The sequence below is a fragment of the Aureispira anguillae genome, from assembly GCF_026000115.1.
GTDB lineage: Bacteria > Bacteroidota > Bacteroidia > Chitinophagales > Saprospiraceae > Aureispira > Aureispira anguillae.
Genome location: NZ_AP026867.1, coordinates 217,501 through 237,986 on the forward strand (window position 1 = coordinate 217,501; position 20,486 = coordinate 237,986).

18 protein-coding genes and 2 rRNA genes (1 of these 20 running past the window's edge) are annotated in these 20,486 nt (G+C 35.9%); 10 read left to right on the forward strand and 10 right to left on the reverse strand.

The window, feature by feature from the left end:
- The 4 genes from AsAng_RS00840 to AsAng_RS00855 all read left to right on the forward strand — a co-directional run.
- Window positions 1-1,806, forward strand: a 23S ribosomal RNA gene (locus tag AsAng_RS00840); it begins 1,061 nt to the left of the window's first position.
- 137 nt (window positions 1,807-1,943) lie between these two features.
- Window positions 1,944-2,054: ribosomal RNA gene (rrf, locus tag AsAng_RS00845) — 5S ribosomal RNA — on the forward strand.
- A gap of 146 nt (window positions 2,055-2,200) precedes the next feature.
- On the forward strand, window positions 2,201-2,779 hold the full coding sequence (locus AsAng_RS00850) for an LOG family protein (RefSeq protein ID WP_264790873.1): 579 nt from the start codon (window positions 2,201-2,203) through the stop codon (window positions 2,777-2,779).
- Window positions 2,780-3,030: 251 nt separating this feature from the next.
- Window positions 3,031-3,498: a hypothetical protein gene (locus tag AsAng_RS00855; protein ID WP_264790874.1), complete on the forward strand. Its 468-nt coding sequence runs from the start codon at window positions 3,031-3,033 to the stop codon at window positions 3,496-3,498.
- A 197-nt stretch (window positions 3,499-3,695) separates the two neighbouring features.
- On the opposite strand, the gene AsAng_RS00860 is transcribed toward AsAng_RS00855, so the two are convergent.
- Window positions 3,696-4,592: an amino acid--tRNA ligase-related protein gene (locus AsAng_RS00860; protein ID WP_264790875.1), complete on the reverse strand. Its 897-nt coding sequence runs from the start codon at window positions 4,590-4,592 to the stop codon at window positions 3,696-3,698.
- 269 nt (window positions 4,593-4,861) lie between these two features.
- Entirely contained in the window at window positions 4,862-5,800 is a 939-nt protein-coding gene (locus tag AsAng_RS00865; RefSeq protein WP_264790876.1) for a dihydroorotate oxidase, read from the reverse strand.
- A gap of 98 nt (window positions 5,801-5,898) precedes the next feature.
- Between AsAng_RS00865 and pyrF the strand changes: the two genes are divergently transcribed.
- The gene (gene pyrF, locus AsAng_RS00870; protein ID WP_264790877.1) at window positions 5,899-7,308 is read left to right on the forward strand and encodes an orotidine-5'-phosphate decarboxylase; all 1,410 of its coding nucleotides are present in this window, start codon (window positions 5,899-5,901) and stop codon (window positions 7,306-7,308) included.
- A 303-nt stretch (window positions 7,309-7,611) separates the two neighbouring features.
- Here pyrF and AsAng_RS00875 read toward each other — a convergent pair whose 3' ends face one another.
- Window positions 7,612-7,917: a DUF4286 family protein gene (locus AsAng_RS00875; protein ID WP_264790878.1), complete on the reverse strand. Its 306-nt coding sequence runs from the start codon at window positions 7,915-7,917 to the stop codon at window positions 7,612-7,614.
- 586 nt (window positions 7,918-8,503) lie between these two features.
- On the opposite strand from AsAng_RS00875, the gene AsAng_RS00880 reads away from it, so the two are divergent.
- Window positions 8,504-10,612: a carboxy terminal-processing peptidase gene (locus tag AsAng_RS00880; RefSeq protein WP_264790879.1), complete on the forward strand. Its 2,109-nt coding sequence runs from the start codon at window positions 8,504-8,506 to the stop codon at window positions 10,610-10,612.
- Between the two features lie 110 nt (window positions 10,613-10,722).
- On the opposite strand, the gene AsAng_RS00885 is transcribed toward AsAng_RS00880, so the two are convergent.
- Window positions 10,723-11,976, reverse strand: a complete 1,254-nt coding sequence (locus tag AsAng_RS00885) for a hypothetical protein (RefSeq protein ID WP_264790880.1) — start codon at window positions 11,974-11,976, stop codon at window positions 10,723-10,725.
- A gap of 226 nt (window positions 11,977-12,202) precedes the next feature.
- On the opposite strand from AsAng_RS00885, the gene AsAng_RS00890 reads away from it, so the two are divergent.
- Together AsAng_RS00890 and AsAng_RS00895 are read left to right on the forward strand one after the other, a co-directional pair.
- Window positions 12,203-12,670, forward strand: coding sequence for a DinB family protein (locus AsAng_RS00890; RefSeq protein ID WP_264790881.1), 468 nt, complete (start codon window positions 12,203-12,205; stop codon window positions 12,668-12,670).
- On the forward strand, window positions 12,670-13,347 hold the full coding sequence (locus AsAng_RS00895; protein WP_264790882.1) for a VanZ family protein: 678 nt from the start codon (window positions 12,670-12,672) through the stop codon (window positions 13,345-13,347). Before AsAng_RS00890 ends, AsAng_RS00895 begins: the two co-directional genes overlap by 1 nt.
- A gap of 125 nt (window positions 13,348-13,472) precedes the next feature.
- On the opposite strand, the gene AsAng_RS00900 is transcribed toward AsAng_RS00895, so the two are convergent.
- From AsAng_RS00900 to AsAng_RS00925, 6 genes are all read right to left on the reverse strand, one after another.
- On the reverse strand, window positions 13,473-13,850 hold the full coding sequence (locus AsAng_RS00900; protein WP_264790883.1) for a nuclear transport factor 2 family protein: 378 nt from the start codon (window positions 13,848-13,850) through the stop codon (window positions 13,473-13,475).
- Between the two features lie 361 nt (window positions 13,851-14,211).
- Complete coding sequence (locus tag AsAng_RS00905) at window positions 14,212-15,153, reverse strand: helix-turn-helix transcriptional regulator (protein ID WP_264790884.1); 942 nt, start codon at window positions 15,151-15,153, stop codon at window positions 14,212-14,214.
- Window positions 15,154-15,335: 182 nt separating this feature from the next.
- Complete coding sequence (locus AsAng_RS00910; RefSeq protein WP_264790885.1) at window positions 15,336-15,662, reverse strand: hypothetical protein; 327 nt, start codon at window positions 15,660-15,662, stop codon at window positions 15,336-15,338.
- A 97-nt stretch (window positions 15,663-15,759) separates the two neighbouring features.
- On the reverse strand, window positions 15,760-16,110 hold the full coding sequence (locus AsAng_RS00915; RefSeq protein ID WP_264790886.1) for a nuclear transport factor 2 family protein: 351 nt from the start codon (window positions 16,108-16,110) through the stop codon (window positions 15,760-15,762).
- Window positions 16,107-16,682: a hypothetical protein gene (locus tag AsAng_RS00920; RefSeq protein WP_264790887.1), complete on the reverse strand. Its 576-nt coding sequence runs from the start codon at window positions 16,680-16,682 to the stop codon at window positions 16,107-16,109. Before AsAng_RS00920 ends, AsAng_RS00915 begins: the two co-directional genes overlap by 4 nt.
- A gap of 103 nt (window positions 16,683-16,785) precedes the next feature.
- Window positions 16,786-18,114: a T9SS type A sorting domain-containing protein gene (locus AsAng_RS00925; protein WP_264790888.1), complete on the reverse strand. Its 1,329-nt coding sequence runs from the start codon at window positions 18,112-18,114 to the stop codon at window positions 16,786-16,788.
- Between the two features lie 358 nt (window positions 18,115-18,472).
- On the opposite strand from AsAng_RS00925, the gene AsAng_RS00930 reads away from it, so the two are divergent.
- Window positions 18,473-19,864 carry an ATP-binding protein gene (locus AsAng_RS00930; protein ID WP_264790889.1) on the forward strand — a complete coding sequence of 464 codons (1,392 nt, stop codon included), beginning with the start codon at window positions 18,473-18,475 and terminating at the stop codon, window positions 19,862-19,864.
- Window positions 19,861-20,484: a hypothetical protein gene (locus AsAng_RS00935; RefSeq protein ID WP_264790890.1), complete on the forward strand. Its 624-nt coding sequence runs from the start codon at window positions 19,861-19,863 to the stop codon at window positions 20,482-20,484. Before AsAng_RS00930 ends, AsAng_RS00935 begins: the two co-directional genes overlap by 4 nt.
- The last annotated feature ends 2 nt before the right edge of the window (window positions 20,485-20,486 follow it).

The window sequence follows — 20,486 nt, forward strand, 5'->3', positions numbered from 1 at the left end:
GCTATGACAGCTAGGATGTTGGCTTGGAAGCAGCCATTCATTTAAAGAGTGCGTAACAGCTCACTAGTCGAGTGACTCTGCGCGGAAAATACTCGGGCATCAAATATATCACCGAAGCTGTGGATCAGCAATGATGGTAGGGGAGCATTCTAATAGCGGTGAAGATGTTTCGTGAGAAATGTTGGAGCGATTAGAAAAGAAAATGTAGGCATGAGTAACGATAAAATAGGTGAAAGTCCTATTCACCGAAAGACCAAGGATTCCAATTCTATGCAAGACAGAGTTGGGTTAGTCGGGACCTAAGGCAAAGCCGAGAGGCGGCGTCGATGGCGAACTGGTTAATATTCCAGTACTTGCTGTAATTGTGAAGCAGGGACGGAGCAGGCGGTTGGCTGCGAGCTGATGGAATAGCTCGTTAAAGAGAGGACGTAGGGCGTGTAGTGAAGTACGCACGCCACAGGAATCTCGATAGTACTAGAAACTCTATGGAGTGGATAGATAATGCCATTAGTCATACTTCCAAGAAAAGCTGCTAAACTATAGATTACAGGAACCCGTACCGTAAACCGACACAGGTGGTCGAGGAGAGTATCCTAAGGTGCACGAGAGAATCATGGCTAAGGAACTAGGCAAAATGGGCGCGTAACTTCGGGAGAAGCGTCGCCAGTGTAAGAACTGGCCGCAGTGAAGAGGCCCAGGCGACTGTTTAGCAAAAACACAGGACTCTGCGAAGCTGAAAGGCAAAGTATAGGGTCTGACACCTGCCCGGTGCCGGAAGGTTAAGGAAGGGGGTTAGCAGCAATGCGAAGCTCTTAACTGAAGCCCCGGTAAACGGCGGCCGTAACTATAACGGTCCTAAGGTAGCGAAATTCCTTGTCGGGTAAGTTCCGACCTGCACGAATGGTGTAACGATCTGGGCACTGTCTCAGCCATGAGCTCGGTGAAATTGAAGTATCGGTGAAGATGCCGATTACCCGCAACGGGACGAAAAGACCCCGTGAACCTTTACTATAGCTTAACGTTGTCTTTGAGTAGTTGATGTGTAGGATAGGTGGGAGACTATGAAGCTGGTACGCTAGTGCTGGTGGAGTCGTTGTTGAAATACCACCCTTCAATTGCTTAGAGACTAACCCTGCTGGGGACATCGTTAGGTGGGTAGTTTGACTGGGGTGGTCGCCTCCTAAAAAGTAACGGAGGCTCCCAAAGGTTCCCTCAGCACGGTTGGTAATCGTGCAAAGAGCGTATAAGTACAAGGGAGCTTGACTGAGAGACAAACAAGTCGAACAGGTAGGAAACTAGGGTTAAGTGATCCGGTGGTTCTGTATGGAAGGGCCATCGCTCAAAGGATAAAAGGTACTCCGGGGATAACAGGCTGATCTCCCCCAAGAGCTCACATCGACGGGGAGGTTTGGCACCTCGATGTCGGCTCGTCACATCCTGGGGCTGGAGAAGGTCCCAAGGGTTGGGCTGTTCGCCCATTAAAGTGGCACGCGAGCTGGGTTCAGAACGTCGCAAGACAGTTCGGTCTCTATCTGTTGTGGGCGTAGGAATATTGAGAAGATTTGACTCTAGTACGAGAGGACCGAGTTGAACGAACCTCTAGTGTATCTGTTGTACAGCCGTGTGCATTGCAGAGTAGCTATGTTCGGAATGGATAAGCGCTGAAAGCATCTAAGCGCGAAGCCAACTTCAAGATGAGTATTCCATGAAGGGACGTTAAAGATGATGACGTAGATAGGTTGCAGGTGGAAGCGTAGAGATATGTTAGGGAGCCGAGCAATACTAATGACCCGAAAGCTTTCTATTTTTTTAAAGAAATAGAAGAAAAAATAATAGATACAAGAAATTTATCTAAGAGCTGAAGTTTTTTCTCCAAAGTATGTTAATAAAGAAATAGCGTTCTGATAAAGAACGAGAAGAGTAGTCTGAAAAGACAAAGAATAGTAGGCGGCAATAGCGAAGGGGAGACACCTTTCACCATTCCGAACAAAGAAGTAAAGTCCTTCAGCGCCGATGGTACTGCCCTAGGGTGGGAGAGTAGGTCACCGCCTTCTTTTTTTTTTAATCTTCAAGTTGTTTAGTTAGAACATAAATGGTCAAAGTACCATAATAAATATAAAAGGAGTGATAGAATCTTAGGATTTTATCACTCCTTTTTTTGTTTGAATAAATCTGTTAATTATTATAAAGAAAAAATTGTATGAAAGTTTGTGTTTATTGTGCTTCAAGTACAAAAGTTGATACTGCTTTTTTTGAAGCAACAACCTTATTAGCTAATGAGTTAGTAAACGAAGGAATTGAAGTTTTGTATGGTGGTGGTGCTGTTGGACTTATGGGAAAATTGGCGGATGTTGTTCTAGAAAGAGGAGGAAAGATCAAAGGGATAATGCCAGAGTTCATGGATAAAGTAGAATGGGGACATAAAAGTGTAACAAATTTTGAGTATACAAAAACAATGCATGAAAGAAAGGCAAAACTAATAGAAGGAGTGGATGCCGTTATAGCTTTGGCTGGAGGATCGGGAACTTTAGAGGAATTGTTAGAAGCTATTACATTAAAACGATTGGGCTTGTTTACGAAACCTATTATTATTCTAAATACAAATGGTTATTATAATCCTCTAAAAGAAATGTTAGAAAGATGTGTAAATGAGCATTTTATGCGTGAGGAGCATCTCGAAATGTGGTCTTTTGTGGATGAACCAGAGGGAATTATTCCTGCAATAAAAGAGGCAAAAGAATGGTCTAGTGGTGCAATTAATTTTGCTGCCAACCATTAATAGAAAAAATATAAGCCATTGTGAATTTTTTAGAGGGTGATTTATATTTTTTGATCTTACTCCTGTTGTTCTGTTTTGAAAATAATACAAAGGATAGTTTTAAAGGTTTGTAAATTAATTACTTGTGTTCAAATAAAGAGCGTTGAATCCTAATAATAGTGTTTGTTATTTATTTGTGAGAAAATTTTATTTATGCTTTCTTTGTTGTAAGATGTATTTAAAAAGTATTCATTCACAAATAATTATAAAAAATGAGCTTTTTGTATTCCTATAAAGTTACTAAAGTAGAAGATAAGAAGTTAGATCTCCATTTTTATATAACGAGTCCTGATTGCTTGGGATGGGGAGAGAAATCGATTGTTACATTTAATCCTGACTTTTTTGCACTAATTGTATTAGTAGAACAAATTTATGATGATGTATTAAGTAAGGAAATTAATCCTTCTTTTGAATTACCAGAAGATAGAGCATTGATTCAGAAGGTAATTAAGTCGGCTAAAGTTACCAACGTAGTGAATTATCCTGCACCAGATTGTGCGTTTGATTTCAGTGATGATGAAAAAGGATACGCTCGTTATTGGGGGATTGATGAAGAAACAAAGGATTTGGAACACCTAGTTCAATTTGATTTGTCGATTGAGGTAAATGAGCAAAGATATCTGTCAGAGCATTTTATAGTAGGGGCTATTGAAAGAACAACGGCATTTGACCCTGGATAGGAGGTAGGTTTAGAGATAAAGATTGGGCATCTTAGAGTAATCTAAGATGCCCATTTATTATTAATCGCAATCCTTAAAAAGAAACTTTGACTATTATCTCAATAGCCAAACGGGAAGAAGGTTGACCATGTAGAATACATGGCCAACCTAGATATTATCTAGTTTTAAAGGTTAATACCTACTTATTGAAGAACGTTTTATTCTTCGATAAGTCCTGATAATTGCATTGCACGGATCATTCTTGTTACTCCAATTCCTCCTCCAGAACGTGGGAAGAAATCCAATTCCAAGAATTCGTTTAACTCTGCCTCAACACGCTCTTTGCCAAACATATCGAACAAGCGTTCTGCATATTTTCCATCCTCAATAGTATAGAAAGTATCTCTCATCTCCTGTGGATTACAACTTCTTTCTGCCGAACCAATTGTTTCCATGCCATGAAGAAGAACATCTACCTTTTCAGAAATGTTAGAATCTTCTTCATTACGTTTCATGTTCCAGAAAGGACTAGTGTATTCTGGGAAATGAGTTAAGAAATAAACAGGACCATGATCTTCTCCTATTTTTGTTTCTTCTTCACGCTCTAACTCCTTCACACCATAAGCTTTAGCTACTTCATCATAAACTCCTTGAGGAAAATCAGCAGCAGATCCAAAGCCTAGGTATTCCAATAATTCAGCTTCTACTTTGATAAGCTCATCAATACCTCCAGGTAATTCAAATTCAAACATAGGGAAGATAAGACAGTGACGTCCGTCTACTGGATCTGGTTCATTTCTATATGAAGTTGAAACACAGAAATATCCAGGAACATTAGGTTTGTCTAGTAATTCATACTCCAACCACATTTGTCCAGTTTGTGGTAGAGGCCATACATTTCCATGGTAATTGTAACTAGCAATAGTTTTTGGATCTTCACAGGCTGCCATAATACTCAAACGGTTTTGAGTATGCACTTCTAGGTAACCCTTTTCCAAAAAAAAGAGCCTCATTTTATTCACGACTTGTGAAAATAAATGAGGCTCAATGATTGGATACAATGAAGATTCCTTTCGTTTCTTTTCTAGTACTGCCAGTGGCGGATTTGCGATCATGATAGTTCGTCTTTTTTGATTAAAAATGTTTGTTTGCGATTAAATTGGCACGAATGTATGGCAGCAAAATTTCTTATGCAAATTTGAAGTTATTTTTTAACATTTCTTTAACATTTTATTATTTTTATAATTTAATACTCTTTTGAGAGGAAAGTATTTGTGCTTTTATCTGTTGATAATCAGTGGTATAGCCCTAATGAAATAGGGGCATAACTGGAAGTTATGCCCCTATTAATAGTTTTTGTTGTAAATTATTGATAATTAACTCATTAGCTTATGGATTGTAATTTTCCTTTAAAATCGTCAATTGATTGATAATTTTTTTGAGCCATTAAATTTTTTAATTCTTTTTCGATTCTTTCAAAGCAATTGGCTCCTTCACGCATATATTGGGTGCCAATTTGGACAGCAGAAGCACCGCAAAGTATGTGTTCAAATACATCAGAGCCATTTTTAGCTCCCCCTGAACCAATAATGTCAATATCATCTCGAAGTAATAAATAAAATTGGCGAACATTGGCTAATGCTGTTGGTTTGATATAATCCCCCCCAACACCACCAAAGCCATTTTTGGGTTTGATCACAACTTGTTCTGTATTAACATCAATCACTAAGCCATTGCCAATACTGTTAACACAAGTTACAAATTTGATAGGGTATTGATTGATAATGTCTGCCATCTGGCGAAAATGAATTAAATCGAAATAAGGGGGTAATTTAATACCTAGAGAATGACGATCGAATTTACAAACCTGATCAAGAACCTGTTGGGTGCGTTCAAAATCATAGCCAGTTTGTGGCTTTCCAGGAACATTGGGACAAGATAAATTGAGTTCGATGGCATCAATATTATCAACCTGATTAAGATGTTTTAGCATCACCAAATTGTTTTCTAAAGAAAGCCCTGCAACAGAGATAAAATAGGGTTTGTTATATTGTTGCATAGAAGTTGCTAAATCAGCATAAAATTGATAGCCTTGGTTGGGGAGTCCCATAGAATTAATGCTTCCTAATTCATTTTCAAAGTATCTAGGACTTGGGTTCCCTGTTCTCAATTCTAGGGTAGAACTCTTTGTTAGTATAGCAGCCGAAAAACTTTTTCCAATATTTTCTAGTTCTTCTTTTGTTGTACATTTTGGACCAGAAGCGTTATAAATACAGCTGTTTAGAGAAACAGCGCCAACCGTAGTACTTAAATTAATTGACATAATACTTAAAAAGTTGAGATTGTTATTTTTTGATTTTAGTAAGATTGAATTACCTTTGCGCCGATAAAGGTACATATCCTAACCGAAATTCAATACTAATGAACAAAAAAGAGCTTGCACTTAAACTATTTGATTTAGGTGTTCTCCAGTTTGGAGAGTTTACCCTAAAAAGCGGACTCCAGTCACCCTTCTACCTTGATTTTCGCCGAATTGTTGCTTATCCCGATATTTTAAAAAATATTAGCGAACAGCTTTGGAACTTGGTTACAGATTTAGAGTTTGATCATTTGTGTGGTGTTCCTTATGCAGCACTCTCTTTAAGCTCGACGATGGCAGTTTTGCATTCTAAGTCAATGATTGTTAAACGAAAAGAACAAAAGAAACATGGTACCAAAAAAATGGTGGAGGGCATCTACCAAAAGGGCGATACCTGTGTTGTGATTGACGATGTTATTAGTAGCGGGATTTCTATGATTGAAACCTTAGAGGCATTAGAAGGAGAGGGGCTAAAGATTAAGCATGTTTTATCTATTGTTGATAGAATGCAAGGAGGGGCTGTGATGTTAAACGATTATGGCTATGAAGTACGGACGGTTTATACGATTAGAGAGGTGCTTGAATATTTAAAAGAAGGGGGAAAAGTCAACCAAAAACAATACACTGACACCCTTGTTTTTATTGAAACTAACCGTATTGACTTTGAACAGGTTAGAGCTCGTAGAAAGCAGCGAACTTCTTATTCTTACAAAAAGATAGGAAAAGAGGCAAAACATCCTGTTGCAAAGCGATTGACAGAGATTGTTCTCAAAAAGAAAACAAACCTTTGTTGTTCTGCTGATGTAAAAACATCTGCTGAATTATTAGCACTTGCCGATGCTGTTGGTCCTAATATTTGTATGATTAAGACACATACCGATAACCTTAGTGATTTTACGCCTGAAATTATAGAAGAATTAAAGAAATTAGCTGAAAAGCATAATTTTTTAATCTTTGAAGATCGAAAATTTGCAGATATAGGACATATTGTAATGCAGCAATTTACTGCTGCACCTCTATGCATTGCCGATTGGGCGGATGTTGTGACGGTTCATGTTGTTGCTGGATCATCTAGTATTGAGGCACTTAAAGCAACTGGGAAATTGGATACTACGGCTTTGATTGTCGTAGCAGAAATGTCTACCCAAGATACGTTGACGGATCAAAAATACACTGAAAAAGCAATGACTATTGCAGAACAACATAGTGACATTGTTTTGGGGACAGTTTCTCAAAATTATCGTTCTGATAATCCTGGGATTATGATGTTAACTCCTGGTATTAATACAGATCGCAAAAAAGATGGTTTAGGACAAACTTATAATCACCCCGATGAAGCATTTGCAAAACGAGGAGTTGATATTATGATTGTAGGTAGAGGAATCTATTCTTCTGATAATCCTAGATTGCAATCTGAGATTTATAAAAAAATTGGCTGGGAAAGCTATTTAAAGCGTGATAATGATGCTTAGCTTTTTTTAATGAAAAAGAATACGATTTCTTGTGTTCTACATTCATTATAAAAAATCCTATCCTATAATTTAAAATTCGTCAATTGAGAGGTTGCAGTTATCTAACTGTCTTTCAATTGGCGAATTTGTATATATATAGGTGTTTTGAGTGATTAAAAAAATTAGTGTGCTTGCTCAAAAAGAAGTGCCTTACAAAATTTGGAAACTTGACTCCAAAATGGAACGCAAATACAAAAAGAGCCACCTAAAAACTTAGATGGCTCTCTTATGTTTATATAGGAAGAGTTGATCTCTTTTAAAATCTTAATCGATAATCTCTAGCAAGGTACGATAAGCAACAAATTTACCTTGATAGCGTTCAGTATGATCCTTTTGAAGCGCAGGAGCTTCTGTGACGGTATATAAGTGTAGCGTTTTCATATCTACGCAGGTATATTGAATGGCATAAGTGATTCCATCGCTTTCATCTTGCCCAAGTACTTTGGCAATTTGGTTGCTTTGAAAACGTCCCGTTTTCATGACATCAGGGATATGAACGGTTTTCATCCAATTTAGCCACTCTTCATGCACCTCAGGATTTATTTTTACTGTAACATTATAAATAATCATAGTAGATATATTTTTTTGTAAATTGAATTTTTATGCTTAATTTATAAGGCGAAAAAACAAGAAAATTAAGAACATTGACAAACGAATAATAGAATAAGCGTAAGTTTAGTATTATTTTTGTTAAATACTAGTTAAATCCACTAGTTAATTGTTTATAAAAACATTTAGTGGTATAATAATCTCTATAAAAAAAGGGAAGGGTCTTTTCAAGACCAAATATAAAGTAAGAATGGATGTGAAGTCAATAATCGGGAAATTATCTTTGAGGGAACAACAATTCAAGCGACCTTATCTATATTTACCCTAAACCAAATTCGACTTCATACGTAAAAACTATTAATATTAGAAGTTATTACGAATAGAGTTGTATAGGCGAAAATGCAATTTTTTTTTGAAGGTCAAGGAAAAGTGGAAACTCATAGCCGTAAGCTATGATGTTGAGCATTTGACGATGAGATTCAGGAAAAAATAAATTTGCAGCCATACCATTTCATTCGTAATAACTTCTATTGAATACCGTCAATACTATAGATCCCTACAAGAACAAATAATCTAATGCGTTTTCAGCGTGCTAAAAGTCCCAATAATGATGTTTAATAAAAAATATTTCTTATTTCTGGCTCTTGCTTGTTCGGCAGTGTTTGCATTTACAACAGCAGATACAGATCCTGATTATCCCAACAAAGAATCTTTGTTGGTTGATGTAGTTTTACAAAGTTTACAATATAATCATTACAAACCTACCAAGGTAGATGATGTCCTGTCAGAAAGGGCCTATGATATTTATCTAAAACGGGTAGACAATGGCAAGCGTTTTTTCTTGCAAGAAGACATTGAGCGTTTTGAGGTTCATAGAAAAAAATTGGATGATTATGCAATGAAGAAAGATTTTGCATTTTTTGATGATTTGCACAAAATTAGAAATGAGCGCATCAAACAAGCTCAAACGTTCTACAAAGAAATATTGTCCAAGCCATTTGACTTTGAAAAGAAGGAAACAATGGAAACCGATGATGATAAAATGGCTTATGCCAAAACGGAAAAAGAATTATACACTCGTTGGCATAAATTGTTAAAACATCGTGTATTGCTTGATATGCAGGTCAAATTGAAACGTCAAGAAAAAGCAAAGAAAAAAAAGGACGAATCTGTTGAAATCAAAACAATTGAAGAACTAGAAAAAGATTCTAGAGCCAAGATACTAAAGCAATTTGATCGCTGGTCAAAAGATATTGACCAAGAAGATCGAGATGATAAGATTGCTGCTTACATTAATACAATTGCCAATGTATTGGAGCCTCATACCAGTTATTTCCCACCATTAGAAAAACAAAATTTTAATATCCGAATCTCTGGTAAGTTAGAAGGAATTGGCGCTCAACTACGCCAAGAAGATGGCTACATCAAGGTGGTGCGTATTGTGCCTGGATCTGCTTCTTGGAGACAGGGAGATTTAGGGGTAAATGACTTGATTATAAAAGTAGCTCAAGGCAAAGAGGAGCCAGTTGATGTAGTAGACATGAAAATGGATGATGTTTTACCGCTTATTCGTGGTCAAAAGGGAACAGAGGTTCGCTTGACTGTAAAAAAGACAGATGGCACCATCAAGACCATTCCTATTGTACGTGATGTTGTTGTTCTAGAAGAAAGTTATGCTAAGTCAGCTGTATTAGAATATAAAAAGAATAAGAAGAAAGTAGGGCTTATTGATTTGAGAAGCTTCTATGCTGATTTTAAAGATCCTCGTGGTAGACGTTGTTCTAGAGATGTTAAAAGAGAAGTGCAAAAATTGATTGCAGAAGGAATTGATGGTATTGTAATTGACCTTCGTTTTAATGGTGGTGGTTCGTTGCGTGATGTAGTCGATATGAGTGGTCTGTTTATAGAAACAGGACCAATTGTACAGGTAAAAGGAAGAGATAGCCGTCCTCATCCATTAGAGGATAGAGATCCTAGTGTTTTATACGATGGCCCATTGGTTATTATGGTGAATTCTTTTTCTGCTTCTGCTTCTGAAATCATGGCTGCAGCATTGCAAGATTATGGTAGAGCAATTGTCGTTGGTACTTCTCCTTCTACTTTTGGAAAAGGTACAGTACAACGTTTCTTTGATTTGGATGCAGTTGTGCCTCAACGATACAAAGAGTTAGGAGAGTTGGGATCTATGAAAATTACCATTCAAAAATTCTTCCGTATTAATGGCGGGTCAACTCAACTCAAGGGAGTGGTGCCAGACATTATTCTTCCTGGCGTTTATAGCTATAGAGAAATTGGAGAAAAAGAAGAAGACTTTCCAATGGCTTGGACTGAAATTGATCCTGTTTATTATAAAAAATCTACCATCAAGAAGTTAGATAAGATTAAGAAAAAAAGCGAAAAGCGTGTTGCTACAAACGAGGCTTTTGCAATGATTGATGAACGAGCAAAATGGTTTAAAGCCTTGCAGGAGGATACAGAAATTTCACTTAATATGAAGGAATATCGTGCACAACAAGAAGAGTACAATAAGATTTCTGAGAAATATAAGGACATCAACAAAGAAATTCCACATTTAGCAGTGGATATATTGGCTGCTGATATTGCCACCCTAGAAGCCGATACGATTCGTAAAGAAAGTATTCAAAAATGGCACAAGTCCTTAAAGAAAGACCCTTATATAGAGGAAGTCGTTCAGATTATTGGGGATTGGAATTAATTCTTAAAAGTTATCAACTTGAGTCATCCTATAAAATAGGGGAACAGAAATAAATAATAAAGGCAGTTACCACAGTGAAGTGGTAGCTGCTTTTTGTTTAAATGGGTTTGCTAGTGATAAAGAGGCAGCCCTTTAAATTTACCATTAGCATCAGGGGTATAAACAAATAAATTGTTTCGCTCAAATTTATAGTTATAATCTTTGAGAGGCACACAGATGCCTTCCAAGTCGCATTCATAATGTACCTTAATAGGATAGTTTTTTTGGTAAAGCTCACCATCAGCATCAAAGGAAAAAATATAGATAGTTGTATTTTCTAAAAATTCCTCTTGATTGACGGAAATAAATCCAAAACGAATAGGCTTATGAGGAGCCCATACTACTTCAGAAACCCCTTCATAACTATTAAAATCTTTTAAGATGGTTTTATTTTTTTGTTGCTCAATATCGTAAATACAAATGGCGTTACTAGCTAAATTCGTATAAATTAAATATCGCCCATTAGGAGACAAAGAAGTCACTTGTGAGCAGAGCAATTCATCGTGTATTTTTTTGGGAATCTCGATAACATGCCCTTGGGCATCTTCTATTAAGTAGGCAATACAGCCTTCCTCATGAGCATTTACTTCTACTAAAATTTTGTTTCCTTTTACTTTGTGAACAATCCCTCCTTTATCTTCTTCCTCGTTTACTTCATGGAGTTCCTCATCCAATATCAATAAAAATTCTTCATGGATACGATCCCATTTGTATTCTAGTAAGTGGTTGTCTCGATAATTGACGGTGCCTTTGATCAGGATATAACCTTCAAAAAATTCATAGAACGAACGGTTTTCGACACGTTTACTATGTTGTGGCAAACCATATTGATTGTCAAAAGAGTCTATGCTTTCCCATACCTGCTCAAAAGGAAAGGAAAAAATTTCATAGGCAGGATTCCCAAATGGATGCCTAAGAATAACAATTTCACGACCTTGATAAGCTAAACCATAATCAAAATGCAAGTCAATAACGAGTTCATAATCTTCATCATTGGTCACATTTTCAAAATCCACATGCTCAATAATTCCTTCTGATTTGTTAGTTAGTGGGATATAATGTGGCGGTTCTTTGGGGTCACTAATATGATATAAAAACAGGGCAGGTCGAGACATAACAGCATTAAAAGCGACGTACCATTCGTCTGCCAAGCCTGTCTTTATTAATTTGACATGAATATCTGCGGTGTCTCTAATTGCATAAAAACCTTTCTCTCGGAAATGCTGTACGGCAACTTCTTTTATGTCGCCAACACTCAATTGGGTGACTTGGTTACACGAAGCTAAAAAAAAAGAAAGGCAAAATAAGCAAGTTTTAATTGACATAGATCGCTTATTGGCAGACCTGTATAAAACAATCGCTAATATTGATGCATTAGAATGTTTGTACTTCTTTAAAGGTTGTATTTTTCTGATAACTGTATAGATTTTTTTCCGTAGCTAGAGTTGAGAATAAATGATGAGTAAAGTTCTATAGAAATTACTTATATTGTTAATATCTCCAATAAACCACACACTAAATTGTAGAATTTTTCTACCAAACCAATAGAAGATGAACAAGCAAGAGCAATTTTTAAAAGAAACCTTATTCCAAAAACTAGATGCGCTTAGTGTTGATGCCAATCCTCAATGGGGAATTATGTCAGCACAGCACATGGTTGAACATCTAAGTTCTTTATTTTTATTTACAATTGAAAAAATCAAAGGCGTAAGTTTTTTTGATAAAGAAAAGCTAGAGCGAAATTATAACTATCTGATTCGGGATAAGCAGCCTTTTCGGAAAAATATTAAGTTACCCAATATGGAGCAACTGCAACCTTTGCGTTTTCCATCCTTAAAAGCAGCCATAAAGGTGCTAAATGATTTGGTCGTCCAATTTTATGCATTTTTTGAGACAGATAAAGAAAAAAAGACCATGCACCCTGCTATAGGAATGTTGAATTTTGAGGAATGGGAATGGAATCATTATGCACATGCACGGCATCATTTAGTCCAATTTGGTTTATTAGAAGAGGTATAATGAAGGGACAACTATCCAACTTTATTCAAAAAAATAGCTTACTTTTTTTGGGAGGGCATCTGTTACTAATTATCGTAGGGTCTCTAAGTCCTAGACTACCTGAAGATACGCAAACAGGAGAAATTAGCATGGGGCTGTCTCCCAAAGAAGGAGATAATTTTAAAATAGCAAATGATCCTATTGTTTATCGTTTAGAAAATGGAAAAAGGAGGCAATACAAAAGTGCCAATTCATTTTTTAATCATAGCAACAACAAACCATTTGATACTCCTTATCGTGAAGGTGGTATTTTGATTTGTGATAAAGAAACGGTTATTAAATTTCCAAAAGGGGATTATATGCCTTATAAAGAAGGGGGAATAGGAGAACATTGCATTCAACCAACAGCATTGGAACGTCTAGCAAGTAAGATTTGGAGATGGGATAAGTTAGGGCATTTTTTAGCCTATGCTATTTTAGCGATTCTTCTATTGCTTTTTTCTGTGCAATATACTGTTTTGGGGGAAGGGGCTTCTTGGGGATTTGTTTTACTTATCGGAACAGTATTAGGAGTAGGGATAGAATATTTACAATTTACCTACATTACAGGGCGAAATAAAGAAGTACTGGATTTGCTATTTAATAGTTTGGGCTTGTTAGGAGGAGTATTTTTTTATAAAAAATGGTGGATCAAATAATCTTATAAAAAATAAGAGCCCGTTATATTGAACGGACTCTTATCGCTAAGTATATGTTAAGTAACTAAGCAGAACGAATGATTAGGAATGTATAATCAATGCTGCTTAAGTTTGAGTATCTCTAATTAAGCTTCTTGTTTTTGTGGTGTGTGGAAGAATTCTTCTCTTACCACTTTGCCATTGTTAACGGTATAAACACAAATTTCGTGCATGTCAACAGGTACAGGTACTCCTTTCATATTGACATTTAGTAACATGGCACAAGAAAAGAAGTTTTCAGCGACAACAGGATCTGATACAACATTAGAATTTACTTTCTCTAACATGCTCTGAAACTGTTCTCCTTTTTTTGCAATGGCTTCCAAACCTTTTACAATTCGGTTGGGTGTTCCTTCTGGTTCAACACTTACAATATCAGGAGCGTACAATTCTTTAATTGCTTGGTCATAATTGCCTTCACGACATAATTCTACTAGTCTATTGGCTACTTCTTGTGTGGTCATTGTGATGATAAGTTTTGAAATGAATAATTAAATATTTGATTGTATCACAAAAGTAAAGTAGCACCATGACAACAGTATGTCAGTAGGGGAAAATTTATTTTAGATAAAAATTATGGTTCTTTGATAAATGGTGTGGAATCGTAAACTACCTTGTCTGCTTATTACTACTTTTGTTATAAGTTATAGGTCGTAAGTCGTATGTCCTGTATTTACAGGAACTAAGCATACGACTTACGATATAACTTTCTACTAAAAAAAGTAGTTAAAAGTTTACCCTTTTTTAGTGTTTACCACACGATTTATCAAAGAACCCAAATTAGTTACTTAAGTTGATTTTTAGCAGAAAAATAAAGCTAATAGATTAGTGATAATGTTCATAAAGCTCTTTGGTCAGCTCCTTTAATCTATCTTTTAAGGCTAGGGGGCTGATAACAGTAGCTTGGTTGCTAAACTGTATTAACCAACGAGCAACAATCTCAATAGAAGAATTTAAAAATTTCATATAAACGGCTTCTCCCTGATCTATTTGTTCTACAAAACCAAAATAATACTTCCGACTTTCAGCATATTGGAGAATCGATTTATTAAATAAAATTTCCATGCTAATAAATTGTTGTTGTGCTTTCCAGGCTTCATTTTGGCGATCAATATAAGTTTGTAAGCTAATGTGCCTATCTTCAAACGATTGATCGAGCAATTGCAATTGAGTAATGCGATTCATTTTAAAGGTTCGATAGTCGTTTTTTAACTGGCAGAAAGCAACCAAATACCAATTGTTGTGATGATAACAGCCAATAGGTTCTAATTTTCGCTCCGAAGGAGTGCCATCTGCTTTTTGATATTGGATATAAATGAGCAACTTAGAAGCAATACTTTTAAATAAATCTTGGAGGTAAGCCTTGTTTTCCCAATGTTTATAACTAGAAAAAGCAATAGAGTCATCCAGAACAGCAAGCGATTGCTTATCTGTGCTTCTGAGTGTGGCTTTGATTTTTGTCATGGCATTCGAGTAATGCTGCTGAATGGTATGATCCGCTATCGTGCCAATGAATTTCTCAGCAGTTAGCAAGGCAGAAGCCTCTTCTTCATTAAACATAATGGGAGGGAGGCGATAGCCTTCCATGATTGAATAACCAACACCAGGATCTCCAATAATGGGTATTCCTGCATTTTTGAGGGTACTAATATCTCGATAAACGGTTCGTAGACTAATTCCAAACCGATCAGAAATGGTGGCTGCCTTGATGACTTTTTTGGTCTGTAAAAGGATTAGGGTGGAAATAACACGATCAAACTTATTCATTGGAAATATAATATTGGGATACATGAATTCTCCATCGTGCAGGATCTATTCGTCTAAAATACTAGACGATTTTACGGGCAATAATGGAAATAATAGATAGTGTTTCTCCGAACAAAATTACAGTTTTTATACTGAAAAATAAAACGAAAGACGGCTAGGCTTTGAATAGTGGCAGGGAAATTTTAACCAGGAACATTTGGAATGTCCAATTTAGCATTCCCCTTGCCTTTGCTAAACGAAAGATGCATAAAGATTAGCCATTCTCTTTCAGTGGATAAATCAATGTTACTAGTATCGAGTTCTGAGATTTGTAGGATGTGTTGAAATTTCTTGTGCAGTGCTGCAATTTGATTTTCAGGGACTTCAATACTTAAACTTAATGCTAAATCAGAGAATCTATTAAAATGAATAATACAGCCATGATGCGTATCAATAAGTTCTTTGATGTGCTCAATAATAACCATTCGGTTTGCCCCTGAGTAGGCTTCCCAGTTTAACTTTTTTAGCATGAGGATGATATACCGTATTGGAGTGAGATAAACAACGGTTGTTGCCCTTTTTAGTAACAAATAGACCAATATAAAAACATTGGTCTATTGTTTTGTTTTATAGCGTATAGTGTATAATGCATTTATTGATTAAGCCATCGGCATCAAAAAACATAAGTTGGATAGAATTTTTATCCAAGACAGATTTATAATATAAAGCAATTGAATTGATACTTTGGGTTACTTCAAGTAATTCAAAATGTAAATCAGGAATGGTATTGAGTGCTTTGCCCCAGTAATCGGCAACCTTTGCTTTGCCTTTTAAGGAGCCTTCGTCTAAGCCCAATGCGATTTTTATCATAGGTGTTATAATTTCTACCTCTTCGCTATAGTACTTTAGTATTTCATTTAAATCGTGTGAATTCCATGCCGAAATCCATTCTTTAGCGAATAATTGAGCATCTTTCATATGGTTTCTATATTTTGTTGAATAATTTGAGCGACTTTTTTGACCTCTTGAATGCGATTAAGGGTGGGGGGGAATTGAACTTGATTTTTTTCATAATTATAGGTAGAAAAGGAAGCAGGTGTTTCCGTAAAAATGGTAATATCACCCAACTGTTTTTTTTGATTACCAACTTCAATTCGTTGAATTTGTTTAAATGGAATAAAATGGTTGTTGAATTGTAAGACCCAATTTACTTCTCTTATATAAATTCCTTTTTTCAGAATATAATAATGAGTAGTGCTATATTTCCCTTTACTGGGATATAATTTTTCTCGGTATCTTCTTACCATAGCAGGCAAGAATAATAAAAAAAGTGCAATAACTAATATTAATATATGAATTATTATGCTATTCTGTTTATATATGTTAAAAAAAACAGGAATAGCTGAAAGATGCAAAACAACCTGATGATAAGTTGTGATTCTTCCTGCAATTGCAAAAGCAAGTGAACTCGCAGCGCCTTCCCAGAGAATATCTTCGGAAGAAGCATTGAGTAATTCATCTTGCTCATCATCTAAGAGGTAATCGGACATTTTTTCTGTTTATAAAAACACTAAAGTGTAAACCAAAAAAATACGCCTAACCATTGCTAAAATGATTAAGCGTATTCTTGTCTTTTTAGTAGAAAATAACTGCTTATTGTTTGATCAATTTGATAACAGCTTGTTTTGTTTCAGAAGTAATCGAAACAAAATAAACGCCACTAGGACCTTCCAAATCTAATTCTACCAATTGTTGTTGGTTATAGACTTTGTTGTAAACCATTCTGCCATTAATATCTGTAATATTCACAGCAACTTGGTTGTAACTTGCTCCTAAGTCGATATTAAAGTGTCCTGTAGTAGGATTAGGATAAGCTACTAAGCTATTGTCAAATGCCAATTGGTTAAGACTTGATAATACAAAGTTATAGCAAGAAGACATAGCAGTACAACCATTTTGAGTTATTTGTACGGCATAATTGCCATTAACTGTAGGGCTAAAACTAGCACTAGTATCTCCTGCAATTGGACTATTTCCATTATTGCAATCTACCCATTGATAAGAGGCATTGCTAGCATTAGCAGTTAGCATAGTACTCGTTGTAGAAACAGAAGTATCTACCGTGTTAATCGTTAAGTTAATGGTATAGATACTGTCGCAACTACCTGCTGCTCCAACGATGGTGTCTTGGTAAGTACCACTGCTCATCCAAGTGTGGTTTCCACTAGGAGAAGTATAGCTATCGCAAGCTACCTCTGTTAGAGTATCAGTAGGTGGAGTGCAATACACAACATCCAAATCATCGATCCAAAGTGTGGTACCAATACTAGCGCTACCTACTGTAGAACTAGCGGTAGCAATCAACAATACGTGGGTAGGTACCGCCCCGTTGCTGTAGTTAAATGGGACAGAAAAACGTGTCCAAGCGGTGGTGTTTCCTGTTGGTAAATCAAATGTAGCATCTGCAATGATGTGAGCAGCAGAACCGCCTTGATCTGGATTGGATACATCAAAATTACCGTGCAAAACAGCTTGGATTCGCCCAACATCTGAACCAGATTGATCAAATTTAAACCAACCTACTAAGCTATCAGGACGAGCCGTAAAGGTAGAACTAAAATTAGGATCTGCTGTAATGGTGTGAATATATCCATCGGCAGGAGAAGTCGATGGAGCTTCGATTTTTCCTGTTGTAGCCGTTGCATTAACAGGAGTACCAAAGAAACTAGCGTTTTCTAATTTTAAACAATAAGTACCCGTATGAGGATTTGTTGATTCACGGAAACAGGTTTGAGGCCCTAGATTGGCAAAACCGCCCCCTGTTTTGTTGCCATTCCAGTTGGTGGGCTCTTCTGTATTTGAACCGACATTCTGCCAGTTTTCAAAACCGTTGTTGGGCAATGTTGTTTGACCATGTGTCAGTGAAGCAGAAAGCATGCAAAAAGAAGTTAGCAGCATGGATGCTTTTGATCGTATTTTCATTTTTTGTGTTTTTTAATTCTCATTTTTTGGGATTGTGAGAACAAATGAATCAATTAATATAAATCCTATTAGAAATATATTATAAATAGGCAGCAAAGTTACATTTTTTTTCTTGATATTATCAAGCTTGAATAAAGCTTCTGTTAGTAGAAAATGTTAATGCCCTGCTTGATTTTTTTAAAGTATTGAAGTGAAGTATCTTAGATTATTTTCCATAAAATACTAGAATAAAGTGAAGCTAATGAGTTATGGGATGCCAAGAACAGCTAAATAAGATTTTAACAGTGTTTGACTTTTATAATAAAGTGTTACCTTAGTATTTAATGTAATTCTTTTATCAAAATGCATCCATTCAAATATGAAAATAGCTGTTCAAAATCTAGGAACAATAAAAGAAGGGTCTATTGCTTTAGATAAAGGGCTAACCGTATTGGTAGGGCCTAATAATTCTGGAAAATCGTATATTTCTTATTTGATTTATGGTTTTTGGGCAGATAGTGGAAAAAATCAATATGCCTTTGATTTTTTTAAACTAAGTGACACGGATTTAGGCGTGGATAAGGACGGTTACAGCTACATTAATTTAAAAGAAGTATTGATTAAAGACTGTGGGAAAATTGCAGCTTATCTCACTAAATACATGAATGAAAATATAACCAATTATTTTTCTTCTAATAAAATTAATGCCACGATTGATTTGCCTCAGTTAGAAGATGTAATGATAGACCAAATTCGCAATAAATTTGAAGAAGGGAAGGGGGTAGATGCTGCTACAGAAGGGTTAGGAATTCGGATAAAAGGAGAGCATCTTATCTATCAAAAAGTTGGGCAGCATTCAGAAGCTAAACATTTTTTTCGCAATTTTTCAGGCATCTTTTTCGCTCAACTAATCAATGAGATAATTGGTCCAATCGTTCATTTTTTCCCTACAGAAAGATTGGCGTTAACGATGCTGAGTAATGATGAAGTAGAACGCAAGTCAAGAGAGCAAGATCAAATTAGGAGACTAATGCTCAAATCTAATGTAGATGACCAATTGCTCAAAAACTTTCTGAAAGGCAAAGAAGGCTTAAAAACCAATTATCCACAAGCAATAAATGATTACATCTATTTTATTAATGATTTAAGAGACACCGTTAAAAAGGAGGGCGCTTATAAGGATTTTGCCAATGAAATCCAACAAATGTTAATGGAAGGAAATATTTCGGTTTCTTCCTTTGGAGATATTAATTATACGCCAAGGGGAATGAAAGAGCCAATAGAAATTCATATCTCTTCTTCTTTGGTTAAATCGTTATCTGGTTTGGTGCTCTACTTTAGGCACTTGGCAAAAGAAGGAGATACCATTATTATTGATGAACCAGAGGTGAATTTGCATCCCAATAATCAGCGAATTATTGCAAGAGTTGTTGCCAAGGCAGTGAATAAAGGTTTTAAGGTCATCTTAAGTACGCACAGCGACTATATTATAAAAGAACTCAACAACTTGGTGATGCTCAGCAAAGCCAATGCAAAACCTGAAATCAAAAAAGCCTTATTAAATGATCTGGCTAAGGATGGTTACGACGAAACCTCTTATCTTAATAAGACGGACTTAGGGGTCTATTTCTTTAACAATCATACCATCCAAGAGTTAGAGGTCGATGAAATGGGCTTTGATGTGGCAACTATTGATACCGAATTAGATAAGCTAGCTTATTCGAGTGAACACATTTATTATTCGTTATTTAATCAACAAGAGGAAGAATGAGTTCAATTATAGATGTTCTTAGAGCGGTTGTTGATGATCGTTATATTCATGCGGATAATAAAAGTCTAATTACCTTATCAGAATCTTCATCGGGGAGTACTTGTAGAAATGTAACCTTGCAAAAAACGAACAGAATCAAACAGGTTTTAGTACTGGACACCGATTTGGAAGGAGATGCTATTCATCCTTTTTTAATAGAAAAGGAAAAATCTATCTACAAGAAAGGTGCGTTAAAGAATTTGAGAAAAAAGGTTGATTATTTAATGTTTTGTGAATTGGAAAATCAAGATAAAACATTAACGACCTACATTTTTCCAATTGAGCTGAAATCAGGGAATCAAGACGATTGGCATCGTCAAGCAAAAGCAGGGTATACCTTTGCTCAGTATTTGGTTGGTTTTGTTGAAGTACAGCAAAAAGTGAACTTTGATTTACCTAAGTCGGGTAACCAATTAAATTATCGCTGTGTGTTATTTAGTTCAAAGGGAAGCAGGCTAGATCGAAAACCTAAATTAAAAACGATACAGGCTACCACTTATATAGAGCATGAAATCTATAAATACCAATATTGTCGAAAAAAGTGTGGAGAGCGATACTTTATTGAGTCGTTTATCCATTAATT